The organism is Pseudomonas sp. XP2 (assembly GCF_053557975.1).
This window is the reverse complement of the sequence record NZ_JBNRIK010000013.1, coordinates 71,492-86,065: the sequence shown is the minus strand read 5'-3', so window position 1 is coordinate 86,065 and position 14,574 is coordinate 71,492. Positions and strand designations below refer to the sequence as shown.

11 protein-coding genes are annotated in these 14,574 nt (G+C 63.5%); 9 read left to right on the top strand and 2 right to left on the bottom strand.

The window, feature by feature from the left end; translation table 11 throughout:
- The first annotated feature begins 9 nt into the window (after window positions 1-9).
- The 5 genes from gcvP to ACK1VC_RS15725 all read left to right on the top strand — a co-directional run bounded on the left by gcvP (window position 10) and on the right by ACK1VC_RS15725 (window position 6,652).
- The gene (gene gcvP / locus ACK1VC_RS15745) at window positions 10-2,865 is read left to right on the top strand and encodes an aminomethyl-transferring glycine dehydrogenase (RefSeq protein ID WP_191087313.1); all 2,856 of its coding nucleotides are present in this window, start codon (window positions 10-12) and stop codon (window positions 2,863-2,865) included.
- A gap of 108 nt (window positions 2,866-2,973) precedes the next feature.
- Window positions 2,974-4,350 (top strand): L-serine ammonia-lyase, encoded by a 1,377-nt coding sequence (locus tag ACK1VC_RS15740; RefSeq protein WP_191087312.1) that lies wholly within the window; start codon window positions 2,974-2,976, stop codon window positions 4,348-4,350.
- Window positions 4,351-4,377: 27 nt separating this feature from the next.
- Window positions 4,378-5,499 carry a glycine cleavage system aminomethyltransferase GcvT gene (gcvT, locus tag ACK1VC_RS15735; RefSeq protein ID WP_060517597.1) on the top strand — a complete coding sequence of 374 codons (1,122 nt, stop codon included), beginning with the start codon at window positions 4,378-4,380 and terminating at the stop codon, window positions 5,497-5,499.
- 356 nt (window positions 5,500-5,855) lie between these two features.
- Window positions 5,856-6,068, top strand: coding sequence for a cold-shock protein (locus ACK1VC_RS15730; protein WP_096425634.1), 213 nt, complete (start codon window positions 5,856-5,858; stop codon window positions 6,066-6,068).
- A gap of 95 nt (window positions 6,069-6,163) precedes the next feature.
- Entirely contained in the window at window positions 6,164-6,652 is a 489-nt protein-coding gene (locus ACK1VC_RS15725; protein WP_016485067.1) for an RDD family protein, read from the top strand.
- A gap of 90 nt (window positions 6,653-6,742) precedes the next feature.
- Here the strand turns inward: ACK1VC_RS15725 and lptG are convergent, their stop codons facing one another.
- Window positions 6,743-7,804 (bottom strand): LPS export ABC transporter permease LptG, encoded by a 1,062-nt coding sequence (lptG, locus tag ACK1VC_RS15720; RefSeq protein ID WP_016485066.1) that lies wholly within the window; start codon window positions 7,802-7,804, stop codon window positions 6,743-6,745.
- A complete protein-coding gene (gene lptF / locus ACK1VC_RS15715) occupies window positions 7,797-8,912 on the bottom strand; it encodes an LPS export ABC transporter permease LptF (RefSeq protein WP_016485065.1) in 1,116 nt (371 codons plus the stop codon). Before lptF ends, lptG begins: the two co-directional genes overlap by 8 nt.
- Before the next feature lie 301 nt (window positions 8,913-9,213).
- On the opposite strand from lptF, the gene ACK1VC_RS15710 reads away from it, so the two are divergent.
- From ACK1VC_RS15710 to ACK1VC_RS15695, 4 genes are all read left to right on the top strand, one after another.
- Window positions 9,214-10,707, top strand: coding sequence for a leucyl aminopeptidase (locus ACK1VC_RS15710; protein ID WP_145913317.1), 1,494 nt, complete (start codon window positions 9,214-9,216; stop codon window positions 10,705-10,707).
- Between the two features lie 50 nt (window positions 10,708-10,757).
- Window positions 10,758-11,186, top strand: a complete 429-nt coding sequence (locus tag ACK1VC_RS15705) for a DNA polymerase III subunit chi (RefSeq protein ID WP_024717624.1) — start codon at window positions 10,758-10,760, stop codon at window positions 11,184-11,186.
- Window positions 11,187-11,191: 5 nt separating this feature from the next.
- Window positions 11,192-11,557, top strand: coding sequence for a hypothetical protein (locus ACK1VC_RS15700; RefSeq protein ID WP_016485061.1), 366 nt, complete (start codon window positions 11,192-11,194; stop codon window positions 11,555-11,557).
- Window positions 11,558-11,742: 185 nt separating this feature from the next.
- Window positions 11,743-14,574 (top strand): valine--tRNA ligase (locus ACK1VC_RS15695; RefSeq protein WP_449117982.1); only part of this gene is annotated, 2,832 nt, incomplete at its 3' end.

Genomic DNA, 14,574 nt, shown 5'->3' with positions numbered 1-14,574 from the left:
AGTTCCGCAATGACCATCAACCTCGGTACCGCCAACGAATTCATTGCCCGTCACATCGGCCCGCGCGCCGCTGACGAGCAGGCCATGCTCGCCGCCCTGGGCTTCGACTCGCTGGACGCCATGACCGCCGCAGTCATCCCCGACAGCATCAAGGGCACCAGCGTGCTTGGCTCGCACGATGGCCAGAGCGAAGCCGACGCGCTCGCTGCGCTCAAGGCCATCGCCGGCAAGAACCAGCTGTTCAAAAGCTACATCGGCCAGGGCTACTACAACACCCACACCCCAGCGCCGATCCTGCGCAACCTGCTGGAAAACCCTGCCTGGTACACCGCCTACACCCCGTACCAGCCAGAAATCTCCCAAGGCCGCCTGGAAGCGCTGCTGAACTTCCAGACCCTGATCAGCGACCTGACCGGCCTGCCGATCGCCAACGCCTCCCTGCTCGACGAAGCCACTGCTGCGGCCGAGGCCATGACGTTCTGCAAGCGCCTGTCGAAGAACAAGGCCAGCCACGCCTTCTTCGCCTCCGTGCACTGCCACCCGCAAACCCTCGACGTGCTGCGCACCCGTGCCGAGCCGCTGGGTATCGAGGTGGTGGTCGGTGACGAGCGCGAGCTGGGGGATGTCAGCGCCTTCTTCGGCGCCCTGCTGCAATACCCGGCCAGCAACGGTGAAGTGTTCGACTACCGTGAAGTGGTACAGCGCTTCCACGCCGCCAATGCCCTGGTCGCCGTCGCGGCCGACCTGCTGGCCCTGACCCTGCTGACCCCACCGGGCGAGTTCGACGCCGACGTGGCCATCGGCAGCGCCCAGCGTTTTGGCGTACCACTGGGCTTCGGTGGCCCGCACGCGGCCTACTTCGCCACCCGTGACGCGTTCAAGCGCGACATGCCGGGCCGCCTGGTCGGCGTGTCGATCGACCGCTTCGGCAAAACTGCCCTGCGCCTGGCCATGCAGACCCGCGAGCAGCACATCCGTCGCGAAAAGGCCACCAGCAACATCTGCACCGCCCAGGTGCTGCTGGCCAACATCGCCAGCATGTTCGCCGTTTACCACGGCCCGGCCGGCCTCAAGCGCATTGCCGAGCGTACCCATGCGCTGACCGCGATTCTGGCCGCCGGCCTGAAGGCGCTGGGCGTATCGGTGGTGGGCGGCAGCGCCTTCGACACCCTGACCCTGGCCACCGGCGGTACCACTGCCAGCCTGCATGACAAGGCACGCGCCCAGGGCATCAACCTGCGCCAGGTAGACGCCGCACATGTCGGCCTGTCGCTGGACGAAACCAGCACCCAGGCTGACGTCGAGTCGCTGTGGCAGCTGTTGGGTGGCGAGCAGGCACAGCCTGACTTCAGCGCACTGGCAGCCAGCACCGGCTCCCTGCTGCCGGCTGCCCTGCTGCGCCAGTCGGCCATTCTCGAACACCCGGTATTCAACCGCTATCACAGCGAAACCGAGCTGATGCGCTACCTGCGCCGCCTGGCCGACAAGGACCTGGCACTGGACCGCAGCATGATCCCGCTGGGCTCATGCACCATGAAGCTGAACGCCGCCAGCGAAATGATCCCGGTCACCTGGGCCGAGTTCGGCAACCTGCACCCGTTCGCCCCGGCCGCACAGAGCCAGGGCTACCTGCAGATGACCACCGAGCTGGAAGCCATGCTCTGCGCCGCCACCGGCTATGACGCCGTGTCGCTGCAGCCCAACGCCGGCTCCCAGGGCGAATATGCAGGCCTGCTGGCTATCCGCGCCTACCACCGCAGCCGTGGCGAAGCGCACCGCGACATCTGCCTGATCCCGTCGTCGGCCCACGGCACCAACCCGGCCACCGCACACATGGCTGGCATGCGCGTCGTCGTTACCGCCTGTGACGCCCGCGGCAACGTCGATGTCGAGGACCTGCGCGCCAAGGCCATCGAGCACCGCGAGCGCCTGGCCGCGATCATGATCACCTACCCGTCGACCCACGGTGTGTTCGAAGAAGCGATCGGCGAAATCTGCGCGATCATTCACGATAACGGTGGCCAGGTGTACATTGACGGCGCCAACATGAACGCCATGGTCGGCCTGTGCGCCCCGGGCAAGTTCGGCGGCGATGTGTCCCACCTGAACCTGCACAAGACCTTCTGCATCCCGCACGGTGGTGGCGGCCCAGGCGTTGGCCCGATTGGCGTCAAGTCGCACCTGGCGCCGTTCCTGCCTGGCCACGCGCAGCTGGAAAACACCCAAGGTGCGGTGTGCGCCGCACCGTTCGGCAGCGCCAGCATCCTGCCGATCACCTGGATGTACATCCGCATGATGGGCGGTGCCGGCCTCAAGCGTGCTTCGCAGATGGCCATTCTGAACGCCAACTACATCGCCCGCCGCCTGGAAGAGCACTATCCTGTTCTGTATACCGGTGGCAATGGCCTGGTGGCCCACGAATGCATCCTCGACCTGCGCCCGCTGAAGGACACCAGCGGCATCAGCGTCGACGACGTGGCCAAGCGCCTGATCGACTTCGGCTTCCACGCCCCGACCATGTCCTTCCCGGTGGCCGGCACGCTGATGATCGAACCGACCGAAAGCGAGTCCAAGGAAGAACTGGACCGCTTCTGCGACGCGATGATCCAGATCCGCGAAGAAATCCGTGCGGTCGAGAGCGGTACCGTGGACAAGGACGACAACCCGCTCAAGAACGCTCCGCACACTGCGGCCGAACTGGTTGGCGAATGGGCCCACGGCTACAGCCGCGAACAAGCGGTTTACCCGCTGCCAAGCCTGGTGGAAAGCAAGTACTGGCCGCCGGTTGGCCGGGTCGACAACGTGTTCGGCGACCGCAACCTGGTGTGCGCCTGCCCGTCGATCGAGAGCTATCAGGACGCCTGATTGCGCTCAGGCCCGCTACCTGACTTGAGGTGGACCTCTGTGGGAGCGGGCGCGCCCGCCCCCACAGGCTTCACCGTCCGCCTAATATCCCTGGCTGGAGGAACCACCATGTCACTGAGCGTCTTCGACCTGTTCAAGATCGGCATCGGCCCCTCCAGCTCCCACACGGTCGGCCCGATGCGCGCCGCCGCACGGTTCGCCGAAGGGCTGCGCCGTGATGACCTGCTCACCCGCACCGCCAGCGTCAAGGCCGAGCTGTATGGCTCGCTGGGCGCAACCGGCAAGGGCCACGGCAGCGACAAGGCGGTCTTGCTCGGCCTCGAAGGCGAGCACCCGGACACCGTCGACACCGAATCCATCCCCGCGCGCCTGCAAGTGATCCGCGACAGCGGCCGCCTGCGTGTGCTCGGCGAACTCGACATTGCCTTTAACGAGAAACAACACCTGGCAATGATCCGCAAGCCACTGGACTACCACCCCAACGGCATGATCTTCCGCGCCTTCGACGACGCCGGCCTGCAAATCCGCAGCCGCGAATACTACTCGGTGGGCGGTGGTTTCGTGGTCGACGAGGATGCCGCCGGCCACGACCGCATCGTCGAGGACAGCACCGTGCTGCCCTACCCGTTCAAAACCGCCAAGGAACTGCTTGGCCACTGCACCACGCAGAACCTGTCGGTAAGCCAGGTGATGCTGGCCAATGAGGCCGCCTGGCGCCCGGAGGCAGAAACCCGCGCCGGGCTGCTGCGTATCTGGCAAGTGATGCAGGATTGTGTCGATGCCGGCTGCCAGCATGAGGGCATTCTGCCAGGCGGGCTCAAGGTCAAGCGGCGGGCCCCAGCCCTGTACCGCCAGCTGAGCCGTCACCCGGAGGCCAGCCTGCGCGATGCGCTGTCGGTGCTCGACTGGGTCAACCTCTATGCCCTGGCGGTGAACGAGGAAAATGCCAATGGCGGGCGTGTGGTTACCGCGCCCACCAATGGCGCGGCGGGCATCGTCCCGGCGGTGCTGCACTACTACATGCGCTTCGTGCCGGGCGCCAGCGAAGACGGGGTGGTGCGTTTTCTGCTCACTGCCGCAGCCATCGGCATCCTGTACAAGGAGAATGCCTCTATCTCCGGCGCCGAAGTGGGCTGCCAGGGCGAGGTCGGCGTGGCGTGCTCCATGGCGGCGGGGGCACTGTGCGAAGTGATGGGGGGCAGCGTGCAACAGGTGGAGAACGCTGCCGAAATCGGCATGGAACACAACCTGGGCCTGACCTGCGACCCGATCGGCGGCTTGGTTCAGGTGCCCTGCATCGAGCGCAATGCCATGGGCTCGGTGAAGGCGATCAACGCCGTGCGCATGGCCTTGCGCGGCGACGGGCAGCACTTCGTGTCGCTCGACAAGGTCATCCGCACCATGCGCCAGACCGGCGCCGATATGAAAAGCAAATACAAGGAGACCGCCCGCGGCGGTCTTGCCGTCAACATCATCGAATGTTGACCCCACAATAAAACCAAGGAGTCACCGATGTCCGAAACACTGCTCAAGACCCCACTGCACGCCCTGCACCTGGAACTGGGTGCGCGCATGGTGCCGTTCGCCGGCTACGACATGCCGGTGCAGTACCCGCTGGGCGTGCTCAAGGAGCATTTGCACACCCGCGAGCAGGCCGGCCTGTTCGATGTCTCGCACATGGGCCAGATCATCCTGCGCGGTGCCGATGCCGCCAAGGCCCTGGAAAGCCTGGTGCCGGTGGATATCATCGACCTGCCGGTGGGCATGCAGCGCTATGCCATGTTCACCAATGAACAAGGCGGCATCCTTGACGACCTGATGGTTGCCAACCTGGGCGACGATACCCTGTTCCTGGTGGTCAACGCAGCCTGCAAGGACCAGGACCTGGCCCACCTGCAAACACACATCGGGAGCCGTTGCGAGGTGCAGCCGCTGTTCGACCAACGTGCCCTGCTCGCCCTGCAAGGGCCGGCCGCGGTCAAGGTGCTGGAGCGCATGGCCCCGGAAGTGGCCGGCATGACCTTCATGCAGTTCCGGCCGGTAAAACTGCTGGGTGAAGACTGCTTCGTCAGCCGCTCAGGCTACACCGGCGAAGACGGCTACGAAATTTCGGTACCGGTCCATGCCGCCGACGCCTTGGCCCGCAGCCTGCTGGCCGAGCCCGAAGTACAGCCCATTGGCCTGGGCGCGCGGGACTCGCTGCGCCTGGAAGCCGGCCTGTGCCTGTATGGCCATGACATGAATACCGAGACGACCCCGATCGAAGCCAGCCTGCTGTGGGCGATTTCCAAGGTGCGCCGTGCCGACGGTGCACGTGCTGCCGGCTTCCCCGGCGCCGAAGCGATCTTTGCCCACCAGCGCGACGGTGTGGCGCGCAAACGTGTTGGCCTGTTGCCCCAGGAGCGCACGCCGGTACGTGAAGGCGCCGATATTGTTGATGCCAACGATAAACCGGTGGGCAAAGTGTGCAGCGGTGGCTTCGGGCCGACACTCGGCGCACCGGTTGCAATGGGTTATGTCGATAATGAACATGCTGCACTCGATACCGCACTGTTTGCCGTAGTGCGTGGCAAGAAGGTTGCCCTGAAGGTCAGCAAAATGCCTTTCGTGGCGCAACGTTACTACCGTGGCTGAAACGGCTTTGTGAAGGTTGCGGTCAGGTTCGAGATATTCGATTTCGAACCTGCCCAATAACTTTTGAACATGGCGCCAGGCCAGGCGCCATGCCGTTTCCGACAACTCGGTCGGTTATCGGCAAGCGATCGATTTTCCGTGCGGGCAAGGGCTTGTTTTTCGCTCGGGAGTTGGCGTAGAGTCACTGTACTGTGTTTGCATGGGTCGCAACAGTTCGTGACCTGGGCCAGTAGCCGCAATCTGCTACAACCCGTTCGACGTCTCTTACTTTCCTGCAACCCAGCCCAGTAATCTTTTGCTTACAAACAATGCAGAAGAAACTGTCATCAAAAATTAGTTTCATAGGAAATAAGACAATGGCTGAGCGTCAGAACGGTACCGTCAAGTGGTTCAATGACGAAAAAGGTTACGGCTTCATCACCCCAGAAAGCGGTCCGGATCTGTTCGTGCACTTCCGCGCAATCCAAGGTAACGGCTTCAAGAGCCTGAAAGAAGGCCAGAAGGTGACCTTCATTGCTGTGCAAGGCCAAAAGGGCATGCAGGCTGACGAAGTCCAGGCAGAAGGCTGAAACTTCTATAAAAGAGCCCCTGCGTTGACGCGCAGGGGCTTTTTTTTGCTTGCAATTCCATAGAATGAGCCTTTTCCATTCGGAGCTGCCCAGCGATGCCCAAGCCCCACCTTCTCCCACAGGGTGACTTTCCCGCCGCTGGCTTTGGCCGACGACTGGCCGCGATGTTCTACGACTTCCTGCTGTGTACTGCACTGCTGATCGTGACCGCCGGTGCCTACAAGCTGATCCAGATGGCGATCATTGGCGAAGCGCGCATGCGTGAGCTGACCGAGGCCGGTGCACTGGATGGCGACCCGCTACTGTCGACGGTACTGCTGTTCGCCTTGTTCGGCTTCTTTGCCAAGTTCTGGACCCATGGCGGGCAGACGCTGGGCATGCAGGTGTGGGGCGTGCGCGTGCAGAATGCCGATGGCTCAGCCATCAGCCTGTGGCAGGCATTGTTGCGCTTCGTGGTATCCATTGCCTCATGGCTGTGCCTGGGGCTGGGTTTTTTCTGGGTGTTGATCGACAAGCGAAAGCGTGGCTGGCATGACATCTATTCGGAAAGCCAGCTGGTGCGGGTACCGAAGCAAAAGAAATGACTTGAGCGTTGTGTTGCCTACTACGGCCATAGGGCCATCAGCCACAAAAAAGCCGACCCTGAGGTCGGCTTTTTCATGAAGCTCAGGCCATCAACCCGCCCGACGCAACAGCCAGACACCGGCCAAGGCGCAGATCCCCGCCGGGATCACCACCGCCAGCAGCGGCGGGAAGCCGAACACCTGGCTAGAAGGCCCCAGCAGGTCCTGGGCAATACGGAACACGAAACCCACCAGCACACCGGTGAACACACGCTGGCCCAGGGTGACCGAACGCAGCGGGCCGAAGATGAACGAGATCGCCATCAGCACCAGCGCCGCCGTAACCATCGGCTGCAGCACCTTGGTCCAGAACGCCAACCAGTAACGGGCATTGTTCAGGCCCTGGTCGGACAGGTAGTGGATGTAATCCCACAACCCGGTAATGGACAGCGACTCCGGCGCCAGGATCACGGTATTGAGCAGTTCTGGCGTGAGCGAAACGTCCCAGCGCTCCTGCGGCGCGCCGACCACTTCGGTGTGGTCGCCACGGAAGTAGGTGGTACGCACGTCGGCGAGCAGCCAGTGGTCGTTCTGGTACTGCGCGCGGCGGGCGAAGCTTGAGGTGACGATCTTGCGCTCGCTGTCGAAGCGGTAACGGGTCACACCCAGCAGCAGGCCGTTGGGCTGTACGGAGTTGATGTGCACATATTCTTCACCCTGGCGGTGCCACATGCCGCGCTTGGAGCTCTGCGCCTCACCACCGCCCTGGGCCAGGGAACGGTCGGCCTGGGCCTTGTTCTCGGTCACCGGTGCCACGTATTCGCCGATCAGCAGCCCTACCAGCATCAGCACCAGCATCGGCTTCATCACCGCCCAGACGATGCGGCCGATAGACACCCCGGCCGCACGCATGATGGTCAGTTCGCTGCTGCTGGCCAGGCTGCCCAGGCCGATCAGGCAGCCGATCAAGGCCGCCATCGGCAGCATGTCATAGAGCCGCCGGGGTGCTGTCAGCAGGACGAAGTTGCCGGCCTCCATCAACGTGTAGGTATCACTCAGGTCGCCCATCTCGTCGATGAAGGCGAACAGCGAGGCCAGGCCGAGGATGATGCCCAGCACAGCCAGAATGGCCAGCAGCACGCTCTGGCCGATGTAGCGGTCCAGCTTACCCATGGGCCACCTCCGCACGACGGGCGGCACGCTTGAGGCGCAGCGGTTCCCAGTACAACAGGCCAAGGCCGATCAACAGGAACAGGCCGTGGACCCACCACATGCCCAGGCCAATCGGCAATTTGCCCTTCTCGAGGGCACCACGTACGGAAATCAGCATTGTCAGGTAAGCCATGTACAAAAGAATTGCCGGCAGCAGCTTGAGGAAGCGGCCCTGACGGGGGTTGACCCGGGACAGCGGCACCGCCAGCAAGGTAACGACGAATACCAGGATCGGCAGCGACAACCGCCACTGCAGCTCGGCGCGCTCTCGCAGGCCCTCCTTGCCGATCAGCTCGGAAGTGGGAATGGCTTCGCGCTCGGTCACTTCTTCGGCCACTTCCGGTTTGGGCAGCTGCACGCCATAGGTGTCGTACTTGATCGCACGGTAATCGGCCTGACCAGGATTGCCGTCATAGCGGTAGCCGTTTTCCAGCACCAGGTAGCGGTTACCGTCGGCCTGGATCTCCTGGTGACCCTTTTCAGCGACCAGTACCGACGGGGCACGGTCCTTGGTCTTGTCCTGGTTGAAGCGCTTCTCGGAGATGAACACCCCGGACAGGTTGACGCGGTCGTCCGACAGCTGCTCGGTGTAGGTCACCCGCGAACCGTCACGCAGGGTCTGGAAGCGGCCCGGCACCAAGGTGTCGAACTCGGTCAGCGTGTCCTGCTGGGCAATGATCTGCTGCACCTGGGCAACGCCCAACGGCGCAAGGCTCAGGCTCAGCCAGGCCACCAGCAGGGCAACCAGGGCCGCCGGCGCCATGGTCAGCCCCAACAGGCGCTGCTGGCTCATACCGGTTGCAGACAGCACGGTCATCTCGCTTTCCAGGTACAGCCGCCCGTAAGCCAGCAAAATGCCGAGGAACAGCCCCAGAGGCAGGATCAGTTGCAGGAAACCCGGCAGCCGGAAGCCCATGATCAGGAACAGCACGCCCGGATCGAGCACGCCCTGAGCGGCCTGGGCCAGATATTTGATGAAGCGCCCACTCATGATGATCACCAGCAGCACTGCGCTGACGGCGCTCAAGGTCACCAGGACCTCGCGGGACAGATAACGAAAGACGATCAAACCAGACACTCCTGGGTTGTCAGGGCGGACTGCCATGCAATGGCGCCAAACAATGACTTAGTACAGCCAAGACCAATGCCGGTTCGCCAAAGGCGAACCTCCATGTAAAGTGCGCGCATTATCCTGTGATTGACCGCGCCTGTCACTTGGCCGCGCATGAAGGCGCATATCGGGGTTGTCAGCACGCTTGCCGCAGGCTCAAACTGGCAGCTTTTCCGCTGGCGCGCGACTACGCGGCCAAGCCCGTCCTGAGCGCTGGAACACACAGCGCCACTTGTATCGATCATTCGGGGACCCTGACATGGAACTGGTTGTAAAAAGCGTAGCTGCTGCATCCGTAAAAACTGCCACCCTGGTCATTCCGGTAGGTGAAAACCGCAAGCTTGGCGCCGTTGCCAAGGCGGTCGACCTGGCCAGCGAAGGTGCCATCAGCGCTGTGCTCAAACGCGGCGACCTGGTTGGCAAGCCAGGCCAGACCCTGCTGCTGCAGAACCTGCAGGGCCTGAAAGCTGAGCGCGTGCTGCTGGTGGGCAGTGGCAAGGACGAAGCCCTGGGTGACCGCACCTGGCGCAAACTGGTCGCCAGCGTGGCCGGCGTGCTCAAGGGCCTGAATGGCGCCGATGCCGTGCTGGCCCTGGACGATGTCGCAGTCAACAACCGCGATGCCCACTACGGCAAATACCGCCTGCTGGCAGAAACCCTGCTCGACGGCGAGTACGTGTTCGACCGCTTCAAGAGCCAGAAGGTCGAGCCACGCGCCCTGAAAAAAGTCACCCTGCTGGCCGACAAGGCCGGCCAGGCGGAAGTCGAGCGTGCCGTCAAGCACGCCAGCGCCATTGCCACCGGCATGGCCTTCACCCGCGACCTGGGCAACCTGCCGCCTAACCTGTGCCACCCAAGTTTCCTCGCCGAACAGGCCAAGGACCTGGGCAAGGCGCACAAGGCGCTGAAGGTCGAGGTACTGGACGAGAAGAAGATCAAGGACCTGGGCATGGGCGCGTTCTACGCCGTGGGCCAGGGCAGCGACCAGCCACCGCGCCTGATCGTGCTCAACTACCAGGGCGGCAAGAAGGCTGACAAGCCGTTCGTGCTGGTGGGCAAGGGCATCACCTTCGATACCGGCGGCATCAGCCTCAAGCCAGGCGCCGGCATGGACGAAATGAAGTACGACATGTGCGGCGCTGCCAGCGTGCTCGGCACCCTGCGTGCAGTGCTTGAACTGCAACTGCCAATCAACCTGGTATGCCTGCTGGCCTGCGCCGAGAACATGCCAAGCGGCGGCGCCACCCGCCCGGGTGACATCGTCACCACCATGAGCGGCCAGACCGTGGAAATTCTCAACACCGACGCCGAAGGCCGCCTGGTGCTGTGCGACACCCTGACCTACGCCGAGCGCTTCAAGCCGCAGGCGGTGATCGACATCGCCACCCTGACCGGCGCCTGCATCGTCGCCCTGGGCAGCCACACCACCGGCCTGATGGGCAACAACGACGACCTGGTCGGCCAGTTGCTCGACGCTGGCAAGCGCGCCGACGACCGTGCCTGGCAATTGCCGCTGTTCGACGAATACCAGGAGCAGCTGGACAGCCCGTTCGCCGACATGGGCAACATCGGCGGGCCGAAGGCCGGGACCATCACCGCAGGCTGCTTCCTGTCGCGCTTCGCCAAGGCCTACAACTGGGCGCACATGGACATCGCCGGTACCGCCTGGATCAGTGGTGGCAAGGACAAGGGCGCCACAGGCCGCCCGGTGCCCCTGCTGACCCAGTACCTGCTGGACCGCGCTGGCGCCTGATGCCGTGAGGCCGGTGGTGTCTAGCGCACCATCGGCCGGCGATGACCACCATGAGCAAAGTCGACTTCTACATCTTGCCCACCGACTCGCTGTCGGCGCGGCTCGATTTCGCCTGCAAACTGTGCGAAAAGGCCTGGCGCCTCGGTCACCGGGTCTATCTGCATTGCCAGGATGCCGAGCAGCGCAACGAGCTGGACCTGCGTTTGTGGCGCTTCAAGGGTGAGGCCTTCGTGCCCCACGACCTGGCCGAGCTGCATGCCGATGCCGGCGTGGCCCTTGGCCTGGATGACAGCGCGGGCGATCACCGCGACCTGCTGATCAACCTGGGGGCCGGCGTGCCGGGCTTCGTCGGCCAGTTCGAGCGCGTGGCCGAAATCGTGGTGGAAGAGCCTGGCATCCGCCAATCCGCCCGTGAACGATTCCGTTTCTACCGCGAACAGGGCTATGCTCTGCAAGACCACCGCTTACAGCGACTTTGACGACGATGGACAAGCCCTCCCCTTTGCCCGACTCCGCCCATCTGCTCGATGACCTCGAGTCGATCCGCCAGCTGCTTGGCGATGCCGACCTGCAACCGCCGCTGCTGACCGAGACGGTGGAGCAGATCCCGTTGCTGCTGGAAGAACCTGCCGGTCACCCTGCACCTGATAGCAAACCGATCGCTGTCGAGCCCGAGGAAGACCCGCAGACCCGCCGGCAGGACACCCTGCTGCACCTGGAAAGCGAGCTGCGCGCAGCGGCGCAGATGATCATGCAGGACGTGATCAACGACTTCACCCCGCATATCGAAAACGAGATCAAGCGCCGGCTGGATGCGCGGATCGAGCGCTTGATCAAGCGTACCGAGTGATATTCCGGGGCCGCTTTGCGGCCCATTCGCGGCACAAGGCCGCTTCTGCAGGCACCGCGATCCCTGTAGGAGCGGCCTTGCGCCGCGAATGGGCTGCAAAGCAGCCCCAGCGGCTGTCGCCTCAACACCCCAGCTTGGTTATACTTCCCGGCTTTCCCGAATAAATGCACAGGGTCCCGCCGCGCATGGATAAGACCTACCAGCCGCACGCCATCGAAACTTCCTGGTACAACACCTGGGAGTCCGAGAACTATTTCGCCCCACAAGGTGCAGGCGAGTCCTACACCATCATGATCCCGCCGCCGAACGTGACCGGCAGCCTGCACATGGGCCACGGGTTCAACAACGCGATCATGGATGCCCTGATCCGTTTCCGCCGTATGCAAGGCCGCGACACCCTCTGGCAGCCAGGTACCGACCACGCCGGTATCGCCACCCAGATGCTGGTCGAGCGCCAGCTCGAAGCCAAGGGCCAGAACCGGCATGACCTGGGCCGCGAAAAGTTCCTGGAAAAGGTCTGGGAATGGAAGGACCAGTCCGGCGGCAACATCAGCCGCCAGATCCGCCGCCTGGGCTCGTCGGTAGACTGGAGCCGCGAGCGCTTCACCATGGACGACGGCCTGTCCGAAGCGGTCAAGGAAGCTTTCGTGCGCCTGCATGAAGACGGCCTGATCTACCGCGGCAAGCGCCTGGTCAACTGGGACACCAAGCTGCACACGGCCATCTCCGACCTCGAAGTGGAAAACCACGACGAAAAAGGCCACCTGTGGAACCTGCGCTACCCGCTCGCCGACGGCGCCAAGACCGCCGAAGGCCTGGACTACCTGGTCGTCGCCACCACCCGTCCGGAAACCCTGCTGGGTGACGCAGCCGTTGCGGTCAACCCGAACGACGAACGCTACCAGGCACTGATCGGCAAGTTCGTCGAACTGCCGCTGGTCGGCCGCCGCATCCCGATCATCGCCGACGACTACTGCGACCCCGAGTTCGGTACCGGCTGCGTGAAGATCACCCCGGCTCACGACTTCAACGACTATGAAGTCGGCAAGCGCCACAACCTGCCACTGCTGAACATCTTCGACAAGAACGCCTTCGTGCTGGCCAGTGCCCAGGCGTTCAACCTCGACGGCAGCGTCAACGAGCAGGTCGACACCCGCCTGCCGGCCCAGTACGCCAACCTCGACCGCTTCGTCGCGCGCAAGCAGATCGTTGCCGACCTGGACGCCCAGGGCCTGCTGGTGAGCATTGACGACCACGCCCTGAAAGTACCGAAAGGTGACCGTTCGGGCACCGTCATCGAGCCGTGGCTGACCGACCAGTGGTACGTTTCCACCAAGCCGCTGGCAGAACCTGCCATCGCTGCCGTGGAAGATGGCCGCATCCAGTTCGTGCCCAAGCAGTACGAGAACATGTACTTCTCCTGGATGCGTGACATCCAGGACTGGTGCATCAGCCGCCAGCTGTGGTGGGGCCATCGCATCCCGGCGTGGTACGACGAGGCCGGCCAGGTCTACGTTGGCCGCGACGAAGCCGAAGTGCGTGCCAAGCACAACCTGGGCGCCGACGTGGCCCTGCGCCAGGACGACGACGTACTCGACACCTGGTTCAGCTCGGGCCTGTGGACCTTCTCCACCCTGGGCTGGCCGGAACAGACCGAGTTCCTCAAGAAGTTCCACTCCACCGATGTGCTGGTAACCGGCTTCGACATCATCTTCTTCTGGGTTGCGCGCATGATCATGCTGACCATGCACCTGATCAAGAACGAAGATGGCACCCCGCAGGTACCGTTCAAGACCGTGTATGTGCACGGCCTGGTACGCGACGGCCAGGGCCAGAAGATGTCCAAGTCCAAGGGCAACGTCCTCGACCCGCTGGACATCGTCGACGGCATTACCCTCGACGCCCTTCTGGAAAAACGCACCAGCGGCATGATGCAGCCCAAGCTGGCCGAGAAAATCGCCAAGCAGACCAAGGCCGAGTTCCCCGAGGGTATCGCCAGCTACGGCACCGACGCCCTGCGCTTCACCTTCTGCTCGCTGGCCTCCACTGGCCGCGACATCAAGTTCGACATGGGCCGCGTCGAAGGCTACCGCAACTTCTGCAACAAGATCTGGAACGCCGCCCGCTATGTGCTGGACAAGGGCGAGGACTGCGGCCAGAACGGCGAAGCCTACGAGCTGTCGCTGGCTGACCGCTGGATCATCTCGCAGCTGCAGCGCACCGAAGCCGAAGTGACCCGCCAGCTGGAGCAGTTCCGCTTCGACCTGGCCAGCCAGGCGCTGTACGAGTTCATCTGGAACCAGTACTGCGATTGGTACCTGGAACTGTCCAAGCCGGTACTGTGGGACGAAAACGCCCCGGTCGAGCGCGCCCGTGGCACCCGCCGCACTTTGGTGCGCGTACTGGAAGTGGCGCTGCGCCTGGCGCACCCGTTCATGCCTTTCATTACCGAAGAAATCTGGCAGCGTATCGCGCCGCTGGCCGGTATCGAAGGCAAGACCATCATGCTGCAGCCTTGGCCAGTGGCCAATGAAGCCCGTATCGACGCGGCTGCCGAAGGCGACATCGAGTGGCTGAAGGAGCTGATGGTCGGCCTGCGCAATATCCGCGCCGAAATGAACATCGGCCCAGGCAAGCCACTGCCGCTGTTCCTGAAGAACGCCAACGCCGACGACCAGCGCCGCCTGCAGGAAAACGAAGCGCTGCTGAAGAAACTGGCCAAGGTCGAGTCGTTCACCGTCCTGGGGGATGCTGATGAGGCGCCGTTGTCGGCCACTGCCTTGGTCGGTGACCTGCAAGTGCTGGTGCCTATGGCTGGCCTGATCGACAAGGATGCCGAGCTGGCGCGCCTGAACAAGGAAATCCAGCGTCTGCAAGGCGAAGTGCAACGCGTGGGCGGCAAGCTCTCCAACGCCGCCTTCGTCGACAAGGCACCGCCTGCGGTCATCGAGAAGGAACGCGCCAAGCTGGCCGAGTCCGAACAGGCCCTCGCCAACTTCACCGAGCAGCATGCGCGG

Bases quoted from the DNA above. Each gene is read 5' to 3' on its own strand.
- ACK1VC_RS15725 (WP_016485067.1), top strand. From the start codon at position 6,164: ATGCCCAAGCCCCACCTTCTCCCACAGGGTGACTTTCCCGCCGCTGGC.
- ACK1VC_RS15705 (WP_024717624.1), top strand. From the start codon at position 10,758: ATGAGCAAAGTCGACTTCTACATCTTGCCCACCGACTCGCTGTCGGCG.
- lptG (WP_016485066.1), bottom strand. From the start codon at position 7,804: ATGGGTAAGCTGGACCGCTACATCGGCCAGAGCGTGCTGCTGGCCATT.
- gcvT (WP_060517597.1), top strand. From the start codon at position 4,378: ATGTCCGAAACACTGCTCAAGACCCCACTGCACGCCCTGCACCTGGAA.
- ACK1VC_RS15740 (WP_191087312.1), top strand. From the start codon at position 2,974: ATGTCACTGAGCGTCTTCGACCTGTTCAAGATCGGCATCGGCCCCTCC.
- ACK1VC_RS15710 (WP_145913317.1), top strand. From the start codon at position 9,214: ATGGAACTGGTTGTAAAAAGCGTAGCTGCTGCATCCGTAAAAACTGCC.
- ACK1VC_RS15700 (WP_016485061.1), top strand. From the start codon at position 11,192: ATGGACAAGCCCTCCCCTTTGCCCGACTCCGCCCATCTGCTCGATGAC.
- ACK1VC_RS15730 (WP_096425634.1), top strand. From the start codon at position 5,856: ATGGCTGAGCGTCAGAACGGTACCGTCAAGTGGTTCAATGACGAAAAA.
- gcvP (WP_191087313.1), top strand. From the start codon at position 10: ATGACCATCAACCTCGGTACCGCCAACGAATTCATTGCCCGTCACATC.